General features: G+C 63.5%; 18 protein-coding genes. 10 read left to right on the top strand and 8 right to left on the bottom strand.

All coding sequences use genetic code 11. The features are described 5' to 3' along the window. Window positions 1-58: 58 nt before the first annotated feature. Window positions 59-697: a TetR/AcrR family transcriptional regulator gene (locus AC1D1B_RS09435; protein ID WP_477331429.1), complete on the bottom strand. Its 639-nt coding sequence runs from the start codon at window positions 695-697 to the stop codon at window positions 59-61. Between the two features lie 111 nt (window positions 698-808). On the opposite strand from AC1D1B_RS09435, the gene AC1D1B_RS09430 reads away from it, so the two are divergent. Then, window positions 809-3220 carry a GcvT family protein gene (locus tag AC1D1B_RS09430; protein WP_477331427.1) on the top strand — a complete coding sequence of 804 codons (2412 nt, stop codon included), beginning with the start codon at window positions 809-811 and terminating at the stop codon, window positions 3218-3220. Window positions 3221-3232: 12 nt separating this feature from the next. Beyond that, window positions 3233-4786, top strand: coding sequence for a trimethylamine methyltransferase family protein (locus AC1D1B_RS09425; protein ID WP_477331425.1), 1554 nt, complete (start codon window positions 3233-3235; stop codon window positions 4784-4786). Window positions 4787-4788: 2 nt separating this feature from the next. Here the strand turns inward: AC1D1B_RS09425 and AC1D1B_RS09420 are convergent, their stop codons facing one another. Continuing rightward, window positions 4789-5682 (bottom strand): SAM-dependent methyltransferase, encoded by an 894-nt coding sequence (locus AC1D1B_RS09420; protein ID WP_477331423.1) that lies wholly within the window; start codon window positions 5680-5682, stop codon window positions 4789-4791. A gap of 115 nt (window positions 5683-5797) precedes the next feature. Between AC1D1B_RS09420 and AC1D1B_RS09415 the strand changes: the two genes are divergently transcribed. After that, window positions 5798-6694, top strand: a complete 897-nt coding sequence (locus AC1D1B_RS09415; RefSeq protein WP_477331421.1) for a LysR family transcriptional regulator — start codon at window positions 5798-5800, stop codon at window positions 6692-6694. 17 nt (window positions 6695-6711) lie between these two features. Here the strand turns inward: AC1D1B_RS09415 and AC1D1B_RS09410 are convergent, their stop codons facing one another. From AC1D1B_RS09410 to AC1D1B_RS09400, 3 genes are all read right to left on the bottom strand, one after another. Beyond that, on the bottom strand, window positions 6712-6873 hold the full coding sequence (locus tag AC1D1B_RS09410; protein WP_477331419.1) for a hypothetical protein: 162 nt from the start codon (window positions 6871-6873) through the stop codon (window positions 6712-6714). A gap of 129 nt (window positions 6874-7002) precedes the next feature. Then, entirely contained in the window at window positions 7003-8631 is a 1629-nt protein-coding gene (groL, locus tag AC1D1B_RS09405; protein ID WP_477331417.1) for a chaperonin GroEL, read from the bottom strand. 61 nt (window positions 8632-8692) lie between these two features. Then, window positions 8693-9007, bottom strand: coding sequence for a co-chaperone GroES (locus AC1D1B_RS09400; RefSeq protein ID WP_019859661.1), 315 nt, complete (start codon window positions 9005-9007; stop codon window positions 8693-8695). 248 nt (window positions 9008-9255) lie between these two features. On the opposite strand from AC1D1B_RS09400, the gene AC1D1B_RS09395 reads away from it, so the two are divergent. Further along, window positions 9256-9519 carry a hypothetical protein gene (locus AC1D1B_RS09395; RefSeq protein WP_477331414.1) on the top strand — a complete coding sequence of 88 codons (264 nt, stop codon included), beginning with the start codon at window positions 9256-9258 and terminating at the stop codon, window positions 9517-9519. Further along, a complete protein-coding gene (locus AC1D1B_RS09390) occupies window positions 9516-9782 on the top strand; it encodes a DUF1488 family protein (RefSeq protein WP_181058896.1) in 267 nt (88 codons plus the stop codon). Before AC1D1B_RS09395 ends, AC1D1B_RS09390 begins: the two co-directional genes overlap by 4 nt. Window positions 9783-9790: 8 nt before the next feature. Here AC1D1B_RS09390 and AC1D1B_RS09385 read toward each other — a convergent pair whose 3' ends face one another. Further along, complete coding sequence (locus tag AC1D1B_RS09385) at window positions 9791-9982, bottom strand: hypothetical protein (protein WP_477331412.1); 192 nt, start codon at window positions 9980-9982, stop codon at window positions 9791-9793. 7 nt (window positions 9983-9989) lie between these two features. After that, window positions 9990-10199, bottom strand: a complete 210-nt coding sequence (locus AC1D1B_RS09380; protein WP_477331410.1) for a hypothetical protein — start codon at window positions 10197-10199, stop codon at window positions 9990-9992. 283 nt (window positions 10200-10482) lie between these two features. On the opposite strand from AC1D1B_RS09380, the gene AC1D1B_RS09375 reads away from it, so the two are divergent. Further along, complete coding sequence (locus AC1D1B_RS09375) at window positions 10483-10890, top strand: DUF3168 domain-containing protein (RefSeq protein ID WP_477331408.1); 408 nt, start codon at window positions 10483-10485, stop codon at window positions 10888-10890. On the opposite strand, the gene AC1D1B_RS09370 is transcribed toward AC1D1B_RS09375, so the two are convergent. Continuing rightward, window positions 10887-11273: an ester cyclase gene (locus AC1D1B_RS09370; protein ID WP_477331406.1), complete on the bottom strand. Its 387-nt coding sequence runs from the start codon at window positions 11271-11273 to the stop codon at window positions 10887-10889. The two genes, AC1D1B_RS09375 and AC1D1B_RS09370, sit on opposite strands and share 4 nt — an antisense overlap. Window positions 11274-11576: 303 nt before the next feature. On the opposite strand from AC1D1B_RS09370, the gene AC1D1B_RS09365 reads away from it, so the two are divergent. The 4 genes from AC1D1B_RS09365 to AC1D1B_RS09350 all read left to right on the top strand — a co-directional run bounded on the left by AC1D1B_RS09365 (window position 11577) and on the right by AC1D1B_RS09350 (window position 14615). Continuing rightward, window positions 11577-11837: a hypothetical protein gene (locus AC1D1B_RS09365; protein WP_352584879.1), complete on the top strand. Its 261-nt coding sequence runs from the start codon at window positions 11577-11579 to the stop codon at window positions 11835-11837. Between the two features lie 82 nt (window positions 11838-11919). Further along, a complete protein-coding gene (locus AC1D1B_RS09360) occupies window positions 11920-12585 on the top strand; it encodes a response regulator transcription factor (protein ID WP_477331404.1) in 666 nt (221 codons plus the stop codon). Then, a complete protein-coding gene (locus AC1D1B_RS09355) occupies window positions 12569-13999 on the top strand; it encodes an ATP-binding protein (protein WP_477331402.1) in 1431 nt (476 codons plus the stop codon). The genes AC1D1B_RS09360 and AC1D1B_RS09355 overlap by 17 nt, the downstream gene beginning before the upstream one ends. 172 nt (window positions 14000-14171) lie before the next feature. After that, window positions 14172-14615 carry a hypothetical protein gene (locus tag AC1D1B_RS09350; RefSeq protein ID WP_477331400.1) on the top strand — a complete coding sequence of 148 codons (444 nt, stop codon included), beginning with the start codon at window positions 14172-14174 and terminating at the stop codon, window positions 14613-14615. The last annotated feature ends 41 nt before the right edge of the window (window positions 14616-14656 follow it).

Here is a 14656-nt window from a genome sequence, read left to right as displayed (position 1 = left end):
CACAAGGGCAGCCGGGCCACACCGCACGGATTGTTGAGCATGGGCATGCTGGCCTGTATCAGCGTGCGGCGATGAAGTGCATGAAATGCGCCACATCCGCTTCGCTCGGCTCCTGGCCGGTGAAGGCGCGCAGATAGGCGGCGAGATGGCTGACCCGCGCTTCGACTGGCTCCTTGAGGTCGAGCACGTAGTAGCCGATCTGCATGTAGTAGAGCACGCGTGCCCGGATGAAGGCGTCTTCCTCGGGATAGCCGTGCCGGCGATACATCTCGCGGATGGCGCCGAGACGGTCGTTGTCGGCCTGGTCGATGGCGGCACGAACATCGTCGGAGCGCCGTGCCCATTCACGGACGGCAAAATCGAGCCGCGGATCGAACAGGCGCTCATCGGCCCAACATTCGAAGACGTTCAAGACGGCCATGATGATGGTTTCGGCCGGCCGCTTCGCGCGCTCGACGATCGCCTTGGTGTTGGTGTCATGCCAATGGGCGAGCAACTGGTCGAGCAGGTCCTGGCGGCTCTCAAAATACCAGTAGAAGCTCGAGCGGGAGACGCCGAGTTTCTGGCCGAGGGTCAGCACCCGCACGCTTTCGATGCCGTCCGAGACCAGGGTCTGCAGCGCCAGATCGATCCAGTCCTGGCGCGTCACCTTGATGTTGCCGGGTGCCGGCTCGGCCTGCGGAGCAATCATGATCATGGACACACAAGTGCCATGGCGCGGAATTCTGCGCAAGCTCTGGACACAAGTGTCTGGACACATGTGTCCAGAGTATGTATCGTGTGGGCATCCAACGAGAGGGAGAGGCTCGTGAAGTCGCATTATCGGGCGGTCGTCATTGGCGGAGGCGTGGTCGGCGCCTCGGTGCTTTACCATCTGGCGCGCTTCGGCTGGAGCGAGGTGGCGCTGATCGAACGCGCCGAGCTGACCGCCGGTTCGACCTGGCATGCCGCAGCCGGATTCCATGCGCTGAACGCCGATCCCAATGTCGCGGCGCTGCAGGACTATACGATCAAGCTCTATCGCGAGATCGAGGCCGAGTCCGGCCAGAATGCCGGCCTGCATATGACCGGCGGCGTCAACATGGCAAGCGACCCGCAGCGCTGGGAGTGGCTGAAATCGGCCTGGGCGGTGTTCCAGTCGGTCGGCATCGAGACCGCGCGGCTGGTGACGCCTGAGGAGATCATGGCAATCTGCCCGATCGTCGACGTCAACGGCGTGCTGGGCGGCCTCTATGATTCCAACGAAGGCCATCTCGATCCCTACGGTACAACGCATGCCTATGCCGGTGCTGCAAAAAAACGCGGCGCCGATGTCATCCTGCGCAACCGGGTGCTCGATCTGAAGGCGCGCGCCGATGGCGGCTGGGATGTGCTGACCGAACAGGGCACGATCGTTGCCGAGCATGTCGTCAATGCCGGTGGCCTGTGGGCCAAGCAGGTCGGCCGCATGGCCGGCGTCGAGCTGCCGGTGACGCCGATGGAGCATCATTACTTCGTCACCGAGGACATTCCGGAGGTGGCCGCGCTCGACAAGGAGCTCGGCCTCGCCGTCGACCTCGACGGCTTTTCCTATCTCCGCCAGGAGCGCAAAGGCGTCCTGCTCGGCGTCTATGAGCAGAACCCGAAGCACTGGAACATGGACGGTGCGCCCTGGGATTACGGCATCGAGCTGATCCCGGAAGACATCGACCGCATCAGCCCCGAACTGACGAAGGCCTATGAGCGCTTCCCGTGCCTGGCCACGGCTGGCATCCGCAAATGGGTCAACGGCGCCTTCACCTTCACGCCCGACGGCAACCCGCTCGTCGGCCCCGTTCGCGGCCTTAGGAATTACTGGGTTGCCTGCGGCGTCATGGCCGGCTTCAGCCAGGGCGGCGGCGTCGGCAAATCGCTGGCCGAATGGATGATCCATGGCGAACCGCATGCCGACATATTCGGCATGGACATCGCCCGCTACGGCGCCTTTGCGGCCAACCGCGAATATCTGAAGCAGACGACACGCCAGTTCTATGCCCGCCGCTTCGTCATGACCTTCCCCAATGAGCGCCTGCCGGCCGGCCGGCCGCTGAAACGCCCCGGCGCCTATGACGGCATGACGGCAGCGGGATGCGAATGGACGTCCTCATGGGGACTCGAAATCCCCGCCTATTTCGCACCGATCGGCTTTCGCGAGGAGACGACGCTGAAGCGCTCCAACGCTTTCGACATTGTCGGTGACGAGGCGTTGCAGGTGCGCCACGCCGCAGGTCTCGTCGATACCTCGGCCTTCTCGCGCTATGCCGTATCGGGGCCGGGTGCGCAGGCCTGGCTCGACCGGCTGCTGGCGTCGAAGCTGCCGAAGCCGGGGCAGGCGAGGCTGGCGCCGATGCTTGGGCCGGACGGACGGCTGAAGGGCGACCTCACCGTGCTCAACTGGGGTGGCGGCGAATACTGGCTCATGGGCTCCTACTATCTCCGAGAATTCCACATGCGCTGGTTCGAAGCGCATCAGGCGCAAGGCGTTTCCGTCATCGACATCTCCGACACCGTCAGCGGCTTCCTCGTCACCGGACCGAAGGCGCGGGATATCGTGGCACGGACCACGCATCAGGACGTCTCGGCAGGCGCCTTGCCGTTCATGGCTTGCGGCCGGTTCGACATTGGTATGGTGAGTGCCCGCGTGGCGCGGCTGTCGATTGCCGGCGAGCTCGGCTTCGAGATCAACTGCCCGGCCATCATGCACGCCGCCTTGCGTGAAACCCTGCTCGCCGCCGGCGCGGATCTCGGCCTTGCCGAAATTGGCTACTATGCGCTCAACGCACTGCGGCTGGAAAAGAGCTTTGGCATCTGGTCGCGCGAATTCACCCAAGCCTACACGCCGGCGCAAACCGGCCTCGATCGTTTCATCGCGTTCGGCAAGGGCGATTTTATCGGTCGTGACGCCGCCCTCAGACAGCGTGAAGCAGGGTCCTCGCAACGGCTCGTGACATTGGAGATCGATGCTGTCGATGCCGACGCCAGCGGCTTCGAGCCGGTCTGGCACAAGGGCCGGCGCGTCGGCTTCGTCACCTCCGGCGGTTATGGCTACACGATTGGCAAAAGCGTCGCGCTGGCGTTGCTTAACGACGATTTCGCCGGGGAGGGGACCGAGCTTTCGGTGCACATTGTCGGCGTTGAACGGCCGGCGCGCGTTATTCCGGCCTCGCCCTACGACCCCGAGGGCAAGGCGATGCGGCAATGAGGAGAAACTGCCATGGTTGATGAGGCCGCACGGGACAACAGGCGCGAGCGTCGTCGAGGACACGCCAGTGAGGCCGGTAGCGGGTCAAGCCGCCACCCGAACTACCGGTCGCTGAAGAACCCGTTCCTACCGCAGCCGGTGTTTTCGGACGACCAGGTCGCCGCCATCCACGACACGGCGTTGCGCGTACTGGAAGAGCTCGGCATCAAGGTGTTGCTGCCCGAGGCGCGCACCATCTTCGCCCACTCCGGTGCGCTGGTCGATGAAGATAGCCAGATGGTGTGCATCGGGCGCGATATCGTCACGGCAGCGCTGGCCTCGGCGCCAAAATCCATCCGAGCGCTGGCCGGCGACCGCAGCCGCGACCTCACGCTCGAACTCGGCTCGATGACGTTCCTGGCCGGCGCCGGCGCACCCAACGTCACAGATCTCGAACGCGGCCGGCGGCCGGGCACACTCGCCGCCTTTGAGGAGCTGACCAAGCTTATTCAGCATTTCGACGTGCTGCACATGCTGTGCCCCTGTATCGAACCGCAGGATGTCGACAACCGTTTGCGCCACTATGCCGCCAACCGAGCCCAGCTGACGCTGTCGGACAAGTTCCCCTTCGTCTTCGCGCGCGGCACGCCGCAGGTCGAGGATGGGTTCGAGATGGTCCGGCTGGCGCGTGGTCTCTCGCAGGACGAGTTCCTTGCCGGCGTCCATTGCTACACCGTCATCAACACCAATTCGCCGCGCCAGCTCGACATCCCGATGGCGCAAGGCATCATCGACTTTGCCAAGGCCGGCCAGGTGTCTGTCATCACACCCTTCTGTCTGGCCGGCGCCATGGCGCCGATCACGGTGGCCGGCGCATTGACGCTGCAGCACGCCGAGGCGCTGGCCGGACTGACGCTGGCGCAGATGGTGCGGCCGGGCGCGCCGGTGGTGTACGGCTCGTTCTCCTCCAATGTCGACATGAAATCGGGCGCGCCGGCCTTCGGCACGCCCGAGCACGTCAAGGCGACCCTTGGTGCCGGCCAGCTGGCGCGCTTCACCGGTCTGCCCTGGCGCTCCGGCGGCGGCAGTGCGGCCAACGTTTCCGATGTGCAGGCAGCGCACGAGACGCAGTTCGCGCTGTGGGGCTCGGTGCTTGCCGGCGCCACCGTCTGCATCCATGCAGCGGGCTGGCTGGAGGGCGGCCTCAGCGTCTCCTATGAGAAGCTGATCACCGATATCGAGGCGTTGCAGACGGTTGCCGAACTCTGTGCGGCGACACCCGGTGATGAGGATGCGATCGGCTTCGATGCCATCGCCGAAGTGCAGCCGGGCGGACACTTCTTCTCCGCCGGTCACACAATGGCGCGCTACCGCACCGCCTTCTACGAGCCGCTGGTCGCCGACTGGTCGAATTTCGGCAACTGGACGCAGTCCGGCTCCAAGTCGGCCACCGAGCGTGCCACCGGCATCTGGAAACGGGCGCTGGCCGACTTCCAGCCGCCGGCGTCCGCAGCCGCCACATCTGATGTGCTCGACGAGTTCATCGCCCGGCGCACCGAAGAAGGCGGAGCGTTGCCGGTTTCCTGAAGTCAGCCCGGCTTGCGCCCGACGACAAAGGCGACGGGCGCCCCGGTCGGGCCTGGCAGCATTCGTGTCTCGACATAGCCGCACTGCTCGACGCAGTCGCAGGCGGCGTCCTTTTCAAACACCGTGCCACCGAATATGCCTGTGCGGAAATGGGCGAGCGCCTGTCCGAGCGCGTCCGGCCCGGGCTTGACCATCGCCAGCAGCAGCCAGCCGCCGGGACGCAGCGCGGCGTGGCCGCGCGCGACAATCGCCCTGACCTGCGGCTCGGGGATGAAGGCGCTCGGCACGAAGACAAGGTCGAACGCGTTCTCCTCAGTGATGTCCTGGCCGAGCCCGGTGCGCAGTTCGATGCGATGGTCGAGACCTGCCGCCATGACATTGGATCGCGCCTGTGCAATCGCCTCGGGCATGGGATCGACACCGACCACCTTGAGGCCGGGCCACTGCCTGAGCATTGCGATCGACAGCGCGCCGACGCCGACGCCGATATCCAGGAAGGTCGCGCTAGGCGACTCAAGCCGCTCCGGCAGATCGGCAAGCAGCGGCGCGATCAACCGCTTCAGCAGCAACGGGAAACCGGCCGAAACATCGCCGAAGGCCTGACGCATGCCATCCTCCAGATGCCGGCTGCTTTCAGAAGGCTCCGACAGAAGCTTGCCGCCCGACAGCAGGTCGGCCTTGATGCCGGCAAGCACCGGTGCAAGTTCGCGAGCGCTGGTGTTCGCCACCACGTCGGATATGCCGAGTTCGCCGAGCACCGCCTCGGTGCGCCGGGCGGTATCGCCGTCGAGCGTCGTGCCGCGCACGCGGGCGTCGATCGCCAGACCGAGTGCCACCAGCGCGTTGGTCGATGTCGCGTGCTTGGCAACCATTGTCCGTAGGTCCTGAATGTCCATGGCCATCTCCTTGACTTGGATCACGCCGATCCTCGCGCGAACGCGACGCTGTCGCGATTTGCAATTTGTGCGCATGTCTGTGCAAAATTGCACAGGCACCGACGGAGAAAGGCGCGTGGCAAAACCCGGCGAACCCGATTGGAACGACTTGCGCTATTTCCTCGCCACGGCACGCGCGGGAACGCTATCGGGCGCGGCGCGTGCGCTTGGCGTGCGCCATACGACCATCAGCCGCCGCCTGACCGCGCTCGAAGCAGCGCTCGGGGTCTCGCTCGTGGTGCGACGACCGCACGGCATCGAGATCACGCCGCTTGGCCGCAAGCTGCTGCCGCTCGGCGACGACGTCGAACGCGCAATGCAGGCGCTGCTGGCATTGGCGCGCTCGGGCAGGAACAGTGTTCGCCTCGCCCTTCCGTCCGGCCTCAGCCCGTTCTTCGCTGAGCGCATGGCCGCCTTCAACAAGGCCAACCCTGCCATCAATCTCGAATTGTTCAGCGGCAGCCGGGCGGTCGACCTGCAGCAGGGCGAGGCAGATCTCGCGATCAGGATGGGCGTCGTCGCCGACGATACGCTGATCGCGCGCAAACTTTGTATCGCCGGCTGGTCGATCTATGCCTCGCAGCGTTATCTCGACCGTCACCCGCAGCCTATCGACCCGCGTCATCTCGCCGGACACGAAATCATCGGATTCGATGCCAGGCTCGCCAGCGTTCCCGGCGCAAGATGGATAGAGGCGCATGGTGCCGGTGCGACAACGGTCTTTCGCGTTGCCGAAATGACGGAAATGCTGGCGGCGGCGCTGAGCGGCGCTGGGCTAGCCGTGATGCCTTGCATGCTGGCGGAATCCGAGCCGCGCATGGTGCGGCTTGCGCCCGACGTTCTCGGCAGTCACCCGGTTTTTCTCGCCTATCGTCGCGAAATCGGAGCGGAAGCGCCGGTGCGCGCGGTCATCCGTTTTGCAGTCTCCGTCATCAAGGACCATGCCGCATTGATCAGCGGCGAGACGCGCTGAGCCCTTTGGTGCAGCCGTTACATCGGCCGCTTGTCGCCGGTCTTCGGGAGATCGCGGCGGATTGTACCGGCGTCGGTCAGTCTGTGCTTGTCGGCGGCAATCCGGCGGATGCGATCGAAGCGGCTTTCCTCGGCCGGCTTCGCCGGCACGCCATTTGGCTTCGGGACGAACGTGATCATCTGTCGATCTCCCTGTCGTTGCTGACTGCTGACTGACGGAAATCCTCAGGCTGCCGGGAAAATCTCCCCGGCGGCCGTTGTTCTGCCTTGGCCCGTCCGGCTTTTCCGGGCGGGCATTTCTGGCGGTGGTCAGTAGCCGCCCATGCCGCCGCCGCCGCCCGCGGGCGCTGCATCCTTGGCCGGGATGTCGGTGATCATGGCTTCGGCGGTGATCAGAAGCGCTGCGATCGAGCCGGCATCCTGCAGTGCGGTGCGCACCACTTTCGCCGGGTCGACGATGCCCGCCTTGATCATGTCGACATAGACCTCGTTCTGGGCGTCAAACCCCTGATTGTGGTCCTTGCTGTCGGAAAGCTTGCCGACAACGATCGAGCCTTCGACACCGGAATTCTCGGCGATCTGGCGGATCGGCGCTTCGAGCGCGCGAAGCACGATCGAAATGCCTGCCGTCACATCGTCATTGGCGCCGGTCAGCCCATTAAGCGCCGACCTGGCGCGCAGAAGCGCCACGCCGCCACCGGGGACGATGCCTTCTTCGACCGCCGCGCGCGTCGCGTTCAGTGCGTCGTCGATGCGGTCCTTCTTTTCCTTCACTTCCGACTCGGTGACGCCGCCGACACGGATGACGGCAACGCCGCCGGCAAGCTTGGCCAGCCGCTCCTGCAGCTTCTCCTTGTCGTAGTCGGACGTCGTCTCCTCGATCTGCCCCTTGATCTGGGCGATGCGCGCCTGGATGGTGGCCTTGGTGCCGGCGCCGTCGATGATCGTGGTGGTGTCCTTCTCGATCAGCACGCGTTTGGCGCGGCCGAGCATCTCGATGGTGACGTTTTCGAGCTTGATGCCGAGATCCTCGGAAATCATCTGGCCAGCGGTGAGCACCGCAATGTCTTCCAGCATCGCCTTGCGGCGATCGCCGAAGCCCGGCGCCTTGACTGCCGCGACCTTGAGGCCGCCGCGCAATTTGTTGACGACCAGCGTCGCCAAAGCTTCGCCTTCGACGTCTTCCGAAATGATCAGCAGCGGCCTGCCGCTCTGAACCACCGCTTCGAGGATCGGCAGCATCGCCTGCAGATTGCCGAGCTTCTTCTCGTGGATGAGGACGTAAGGCTCTTCCAGCTCGACACGCATCTTGTCGGCATTGGTGACGAAATAGGGGCTGAGATAGCCACGATCGAACTGCATGCCTTCGACGACGTCGAGCTCAGTGTCGGCGGTCTTGGCTTCCTCGACGGTGATGACGCCGTCATTGCCGACCTTGTCCATCGCCTTGGCGATCATGGCGCCGACGCTGGCATCGCCATTGGCGGCGATGGTGCCGACCTGCGCGATCTCGGCCGACGACTTGACCTTCTTGGCCTTCGCCTTGATGTCCTTGACCACGGCGGCGACCGCCTGGTCGATACCGCGCTTGAGGTCCATCGGGTTCATGCCGGCGGCAACCAGCTTGGCGCCTTCGCGCAGGATCGAGGCGGCCAGCACCGTGGCGGTGGTGGTGCCGTCACCGGCAAGGTCGTTGGTCTTCGAGGCCACTTCGCGCACCATCTGCGCGCCCATGTTCTCGAACTTGTCGGCAAGTTCGATTTCCTTGGCCACCGTTACGCCGTCCTTGGTGATGCGCGGCGCGCCATAGGCCTTGTCGATGATGACGTTGCGGCCCTTGGGACCGAGCGTGACCTTCACCGCATTGTTGAGGATCTCGACGCCGCGCAACATACGGTCGCGCGCGTCGGTGGAGAATTTGATTTCCTTGGCAGACATTTTTTCATCCAGTTCGTATTTGGAGTGGACCGTTCGCCGCGCGGACCGCGCAGCGCGCCAATCAGGCAGCCTTCTTGGCTTCGACGCTCTTCTCGATCACGCCCATAATGTCGGCTTCCTTCATGATCAGAAGGTCCTCGCCGTCGATCTTGACTTCGGTGCCCGACCATTTGCCGAACAGGATCAAGTCGCCTGCTTTGACGTCGAGCGGGACAAGCGCGCCGTTTTCGTCGCGAGCGCCGGGGCCGACGGCGATGACTTCGCCTTCCTGCGGCTTTTCCTTGGCATTGTCGGGAATGATGATGCCGCCCTTGGATTTGGTATCGCCTTCGGCGCGCCGGATGACGACGCGGTCGTGGAGTGGCCGAAACTTCATGAGAACTTCTTTCTGGGGCCGGCACAGGCGGCCACGCCGCTCTTATAGGCGCGTTGGCACTCGATAGATAGGAGTGCCAAAAATTATTCGCGGGCAATCCAAAATATTTAAAAGTATTATGCGGCTTGCGGATTTCCAGACATCGCGCAGCGTCTAAATAATTCAAAAAATTGAATTTCTACGCCAAAGCGACTATTTATGTGGAAAGTTTCATTTCAACGATTTCAGCCACAAGGGAGATTTAAGCGATGGCCGACGGCAATCAGAGTATCATGGAAAAAGCTGAGGCCCGCTTCATGGACAAGCAGAAGAAGACGGCCGAGCGCAACAAGGCAACCTCCGACTACGTGTCCGAGGCGAGAGCCAGGGAGATCAAGACGGCAAGGCTCAGGGAATTACGCCTGGCCAAGGAAGAGGCCGACCGCGTTGCCGAAGCCTTGAACCCGACACCGAAGAAGAAGCGGGCGACAGCCAAGAAAGCCGCCACCGCACCGAAGGGAGCCAAGTCATGAGCCTGACATTCCCCAATCCAAGCCGCAGCTATGACGAGGCCGGGAAGCGCATACGCTTTGTCGGCCATGACGGTATGTTCCAGATTTCCTTCTCTGTTGCCGCCGATGCGCTCTCGAAGGCGCCATCGGGGACGGCGACCTCGGAAGCCACCTATCTGGCGGCCTTCGATACGGCGTCCAGCTCAATCCATGACATCGCCAGCAAGGCGTATGCCCGCAGCCGCAAGAGCGTGTATGTGCTCACCGCCGCGGACTTCAGCTAGCTGCTGGATCAGGATTTGCGGTCCGCCTTCGCCCGCCGCTTGACGTCTTGATTGTTCAGGCGGTCAGCCATCGCTTCCGCATCGCGTATAGTCATGCCCACCATGACCTGATGCTTGAGCTCGACAGGCTGGCCGGTGAAGATGTCGTAGATGGTCCAGCTCTCCGGCTCGTCCATGCGCAATGCGTAGCGGTTTGCCATCGCGGCATCAGGCCTTTGACATGAAAAATGCCGCCGCCAGGATCAGGATGGTCCAGACCAGCACCGACAGCTTCAAGGCCAGGCCGCCATGCACGGAAAGAACCTCCCGCATGCGCAAAGCTACGGTGCTCTTCGACAGGGTGGGTGCTGCTGCAATCGCGACCGGGGGCTTGACGCCGAGCTTTCCAAAAGCCGGCAGCAGCGATGGCGTTCGCATGAAATGACCTCGAATTGTCGGAGAAAACAGGCCTCCTCATAACACCCTTCTTGAAACTCCCTGCATGCCAAATAGAAACCGGTCGGTGAAACGGCCATGCCGCCCGATTCGCTTCTTCCACCAGGCGGATCGTCATCTGGCGAAATCCGTGCAACGCGGTTAGGTTGCGCGCGAAACTGCCGGCGAGCATGAGGTTTGTTCCAGAGCATGATGCCGAAAAGTGTGAAGCGGTTTTCGGATGACATCATGCTCTTAGGCGTGTGACAGGCGAGCGGAGACGACGATGACGGCGCCCGGCGATTTGCTGCAAGCCTTGTTCATGAGATTGAAGAGCGACGCCTCGCTAACGGCGCTGCTCGGCGGCGCCGGTTTGCGCGAGCAGGCGGCCGACAGTGCTGCCTTTCCCTATGTCACCTATGGCCGGACCAGCGCGTTCGATCTGGACACCGGCACTGATAATGATGACGACCAGCTCATCACGCTGCATGTCTGGTCGAAGGCGCAAGGCGAGGCCGAGACGCGGCTGATCATGGACAGCATCCGGGCGCGCCTCGACGGCGCTGCATTCGCCACCGGCTCGCGCGACCAGACCCGGCTGTCGCTGGAATTCGCCGAAGCCCGTTACGACGAGGACCTGGCGCTCCATCACGGAGTGATACGAATTCGGGCCATCACGCAGAGCGAACCCTAAATCTGCGCCTGGATCTCGGCCTTGTCGATGACCGACCACACCTCGCGGATGCGACCCTCTCCGAATTCGTAGAACACATTTTCGGTGAACGACACGCGCTTGCCATTCACCGGCAGGCCGAACAGCACTCCCTTGGGATGACAGTCGAAATGCAGGCGCGCCGCCACGCGCGGTGGTTGGCAGACCAGGAGTTCGATGTTGAAACTGAGATCGGGAATGGCCTCGAAGTCGCCTTCGAGCATGCGGCGATAGCCTGACAGGCCGAGCATTTCGCCATTGTGCTGGACTTCATTGCCGACAAACTTTCCGAGATTGGCCCAGTCCTGGGTATTCAGGCAGGCGATGTAGCCCCGGTAGAGGTCGGCAAGGTCACTATCCGTCATGGCGCGCTCCGATGGTTTGGCGTTTCCTACGCTATTTAGGGCGCCCGTCGAATATGTCGCTTTGACCGACGCCTAGGGCGCTTGCGACAGACCTCCGGTCGCCAGGGCAGGTTTCAAGAATCCGCCGCACGAAAACCATAGCCGCACAGCCTTTTTTCCGGCTATGAATCCCTCGCCCGGTCTGAGGGGACCGGGCGGCATGACTGCATTCATTCGTTTCGCGCGCAGGGGTATTGCGGGGATGGATTTTCAACCATTCACCGTTCATTTCACGTTCAGCACAGTTGCGTTACAACGCCAACCATGAAAACGCTTCGCTCCCATTTCAGAACCGCGACACTGGCGCTTGGCATCGCCGGCGTGTTGGCGTCGCAGGCAACGCCGGCGGCCGCGGCCGACTGCTACGCGATCGGCCAGCAGGTTGCCGAGCAGAATGGCGGAACACTGGCCAAGGCCTCGCAGTCGACGCGCGGCGGCCAGGAGGTCTGCGTCATCGTCGTGCTCGTTCCTGGCAAGGACGGTCAGCGTCCACGCCGTTCCGAGATCGTCGTCCCGGCGAACTGATCCAGTCTTCCCTCTTGCAGGGCTCGTTTCCCAGGCCGCCGGAATCGGCCTATATCTGAGACATCAACAGGCCTGACCGATCATGCGCGTACTCGTCGTCGAAGATGACAAGGATCTCAACCGACAGCTGGCCGACGCGCTGGTCGATGCCGGCTATGTCGTCGACCGCGCCTATGACGGCGAGGAGGGTCATTTCCTCGGCGACACCGAGCCCTATGATGCCGTCGTGCTCGATATCGGCCTGCCGCAGATGGACGGCATCAGCGTCGTCGAGCGTTGGCGCCGCAACGCCCGCAAGATGCCGGTGCTTATCCTCACTGCGCGCGACCGCTGGAGCGACAAAGTGTCGGGCATCGATGCCGGCGCCGACGATTACGTCACCAAGCCGTTCCACATCGAGGAGGTGCTGGCGCGGGTGCGGGCGCTGATCCGGCGCGCCGCCGGCCATGCCTCGTCCGAACTCACCTGCGGCCCGCTGCGCCTCGACACCAAGGCCTCCAAGGCCGATGTCAACGGCCAGCCGCTGAAGCTGACCTCGCATGAATTCCGCCTGCTTGCCTATCTGATGCACCATATGGGCGAGGTGGTGTCGCGCACCGAACTGGTCGAGCATCTCTACGACCAGGATTTCGACCGCGATTCCAACACCATCGAGGTGTTTGTCGGCCGGCTGCGCAAGAAGATGGGCATCGACATGATCGAAACCGTGCGCGGCATGGGCTATCGCATGCGTGAGCCGGAGGCGTAAGGCGGAACCGCTCCCCATACCAGCAAGGAAGCCGTTTTCGGCGCGGCTGTGGCCGCGCTCGCTGGCTTTTCGCGTCATCGGCTTTTCGACGATCTGGGCGATCCTCACCCTGATCGTGATCTTCACACTGATCACCACGCTCTACCGCCAGGCCAGCGAGCGCGGCTTCGACAGCCTGCTGTCGGCGCATCTGTTCAACCTGATCGGCTCCGTCGGCGTTTCCGACTCCGGCCAGCTCACCGGCGCTCCCGACCTCGGCGACCTCCGCTTCTCGGAGCCGAATTCGGGCTGGTACTGGTCGGTGGAGCCGGCTTCCGAAGGCGTGCACGGCAACCTCCACTCATCCTCGATGACGACGACGATCCCGTCGCCGACCGTCGCCGAGGTGCCTTTCAATTCCAGTTTCCAGCGCAGCTATTCCACCGACGGCATCGGCGACGAGGAACTGCAGGTGTTCGAAAGCGAATTCGTCCTCGACGCCAAGAACCGTGCCGCGCGCTTCCGCGTCATGGGCAACAAGACCGAGCTCGAGCAGGAGATCGCTACCTTCCAAGGCCGCCTGCTGATCTACCTCAGCCTGTTCGGTGTCGGCATGATCGCCATCAACGCGATCGCCATCCTGCTCGGTCTGCAGCCATTGCGCCGGGTCCGCAATGCGCTTGCCCTGGTGCGCGAAGGCACGGCGCAGCGGCTCGACGGCCAATTCCCCGCCGAGATCGAGCCGCTCGCCAACGAGACCAATGCGCTGATCGAAAACAACAAGCGTATTGTCGAGCGCTCGCGCACGCAGGTTGGCAATCTCGCCCATTCGCTGAAGACGCCGCTGGCCGTGCTGATCAACGAGGGGCGGGCGCTGGGCGGCGCCAAGGGCCAGCTCATCGCCGACCAGGCCGCCTCGATGCAGAAGCAGGTCGATCATTATCTGCAGCGGGCCCGCGTCGCCGCGCAGCGCGACAGCGTCGTCTACCGCACCCCGGTGACGCCGCTGGTGCAGCGCATGGTGCGCGTGCTGCAAAAACTCAAGCCTGATGTCAGCCTGTCGCTTGCCTTGCCTGCTGCCGACATCGTCTTTGCCGGCGAGCGCGAGGATCTGGAGGAACTGCTCGGCAACCTTCTCGACAATGCAATGAAATGGGCGAAGAACAGGGTTGTCGTGTCTGTCACGCCTGCTGCAAGCAAGGACGCCACCGGCCTGTTCGAGATATCAATCGAGGATGACGGTCCCGGTATTCCCGAGGACAAGGCCCGCGATGCGTTGAAACGCGGCCGCCGCCTCGACGAGACAAAACCAGGCACCGGGCTCGGACTTGCCATTGTCGCCGACCTCGTCAACGAGTATGGCGGCGCTCTGGCGCTGGACCGCTCCGCCATGGGTGGGCTGAAGGCGGTGGTGCGCTTGCGGAGCCTCCAATGATGCTTCAGCGCCAATCGACATGGCTGGGTGCCTGTGTTATGGCGACCTGTCGATTGCTCCTCGGATGGTCGGCAAACGGCCAAATTTCCGACAAATATCAATACTATGGCCAGCAGACATCCCCGATGACGCGGCCCCCAGCGCATCCCGTTCAAGAAAACCGGTTGTTGGCATGAAGATTCGCGTTGCGCTCGTTTCCGCACTGCTCGCTCTCTCCGGCTGCGGAACGCTGGGCAAGGGCAGTGGCCCGGATATCTCCATCACCAACCCGCCCGCGCCCCCTCCATCCGGTGCAAAGGTTGCCACGACGATCATCGCGGCCATGGCCGGCGGGCTCGTCGGCGGATCGATCGGCAGTGGCTTGAACGAGACCGAGAAGCGCAAGGCGCTCGAGGCGGAATACAAGGCGCTCGAATACACGGCGAGCGGCCAGAAGGTGACGTGGAAGAGCGACAGTTCGGCCCATTCCGGCGAGGTTGTCGCGGCCCAGCCCTATCGCGTCGGCTCGCAGGATTGCCGCCAATACACGCATACGGTGTTCACCGGCACGGCCGGCCAGACTGCGCGTGGCACCGCATGCCGCAACGCTGACGGCAGCTGGACGCCGCTGACCTGAGCATCCGGTCCGGCTGGTCGGGTCTCGTCAAAGCGTCGCAG

Source organism: Mesorhizobium sp. P2_C5_2 (genome assembly GCF_056404535.1).
Note: the sequence above shows the minus strand (reverse complement) of the source record. Positions and strands in the feature narration are given on the sequence as shown.

Excerpts from the sequence above, each read along its gene's own strand:
- AC1D1B_RS09435 (WP_477331429.1), bottom strand. The coding sequence starts at position 697 with ATGATCATGATTGCTCCGCAGGCCGAGCCGGCACCCGGCAACATCAAG.
- AC1D1B_RS09425 (WP_477331425.1), top strand. The coding sequence starts at position 3,233 with ATGGTTGATGAGGCCGCACGGGACAACAGGCGCGAGCGTCGTCGAGGA.
- AC1D1B_RS09420 (WP_477331423.1), bottom strand. The coding sequence starts at position 5,682 with ATGGACATTCAGGACCTACGGACAATGGTTGCCAAGCACGCGACATCG.
- AC1D1B_RS09410 (WP_477331419.1), bottom strand. The coding sequence starts at position 6,873 with ATGATCACGTTCGTCCCGAAGCCAAATGGCGTGCCGGCGAAGCCGGCC.
- groL (WP_477331417.1), bottom strand. The coding sequence starts at position 8,631 with ATGTCTGCCAAGGAAATCAAATTCTCCACCGACGCGCGCGACCGTATG.
- AC1D1B_RS09400 (WP_019859661.1), bottom strand. The coding sequence starts at position 9,007 with ATGAAGTTTCGGCCACTCCACGACCGCGTCGTCATCCGGCGCGCCGAA.
- AC1D1B_RS09395 (WP_477331414.1), top strand. The coding sequence starts at position 9,256 with ATGGCCGACGGCAATCAGAGTATCATGGAAAAAGCTGAGGCCCGCTTC.
- AC1D1B_RS09390 (WP_181058896.1), top strand. The coding sequence starts at position 9,516 with ATGAGCCTGACATTCCCCAATCCAAGCCGCAGCTATGACGAGGCCGGG.
- AC1D1B_RS09385 (WP_477331412.1), bottom strand. The coding sequence starts at position 9,982 with ATGGCAAACCGCTACGCATTGCGCATGGACGAGCCGGAGAGCTGGACC.
- AC1D1B_RS09380 (WP_477331410.1), bottom strand. The coding sequence starts at position 10,199 with ATGCGAACGCCATCGCTGCTGCCGGCTTTTGGAAAGCTCGGCGTCAAG.
- AC1D1B_RS09375 (WP_477331408.1), top strand. The coding sequence starts at position 10,483 with ATGACGGCGCCCGGCGATTTGCTGCAAGCCTTGTTCATGAGATTGAAG.
- AC1D1B_RS09370 (WP_477331406.1), bottom strand. The coding sequence starts at position 11,273 with ATGACGGATAGTGACCTTGCCGACCTCTACCGGGGCTACATCGCCTGC.
- AC1D1B_RS09365 (WP_352584879.1), top strand. The coding sequence starts at position 11,577 with ATGAAAACGCTTCGCTCCCATTTCAGAACCGCGACACTGGCGCTTGGC.
- AC1D1B_RS09360 (WP_477331404.1), top strand. The coding sequence starts at position 11,920 with ATGCGCGTACTCGTCGTCGAAGATGACAAGGATCTCAACCGACAGCTG.
- AC1D1B_RS09350 (WP_477331400.1), top strand. The coding sequence starts at position 14,172 with ATGAAGATTCGCGTTGCGCTCGTTTCCGCACTGCTCGCTCTCTCCGGC.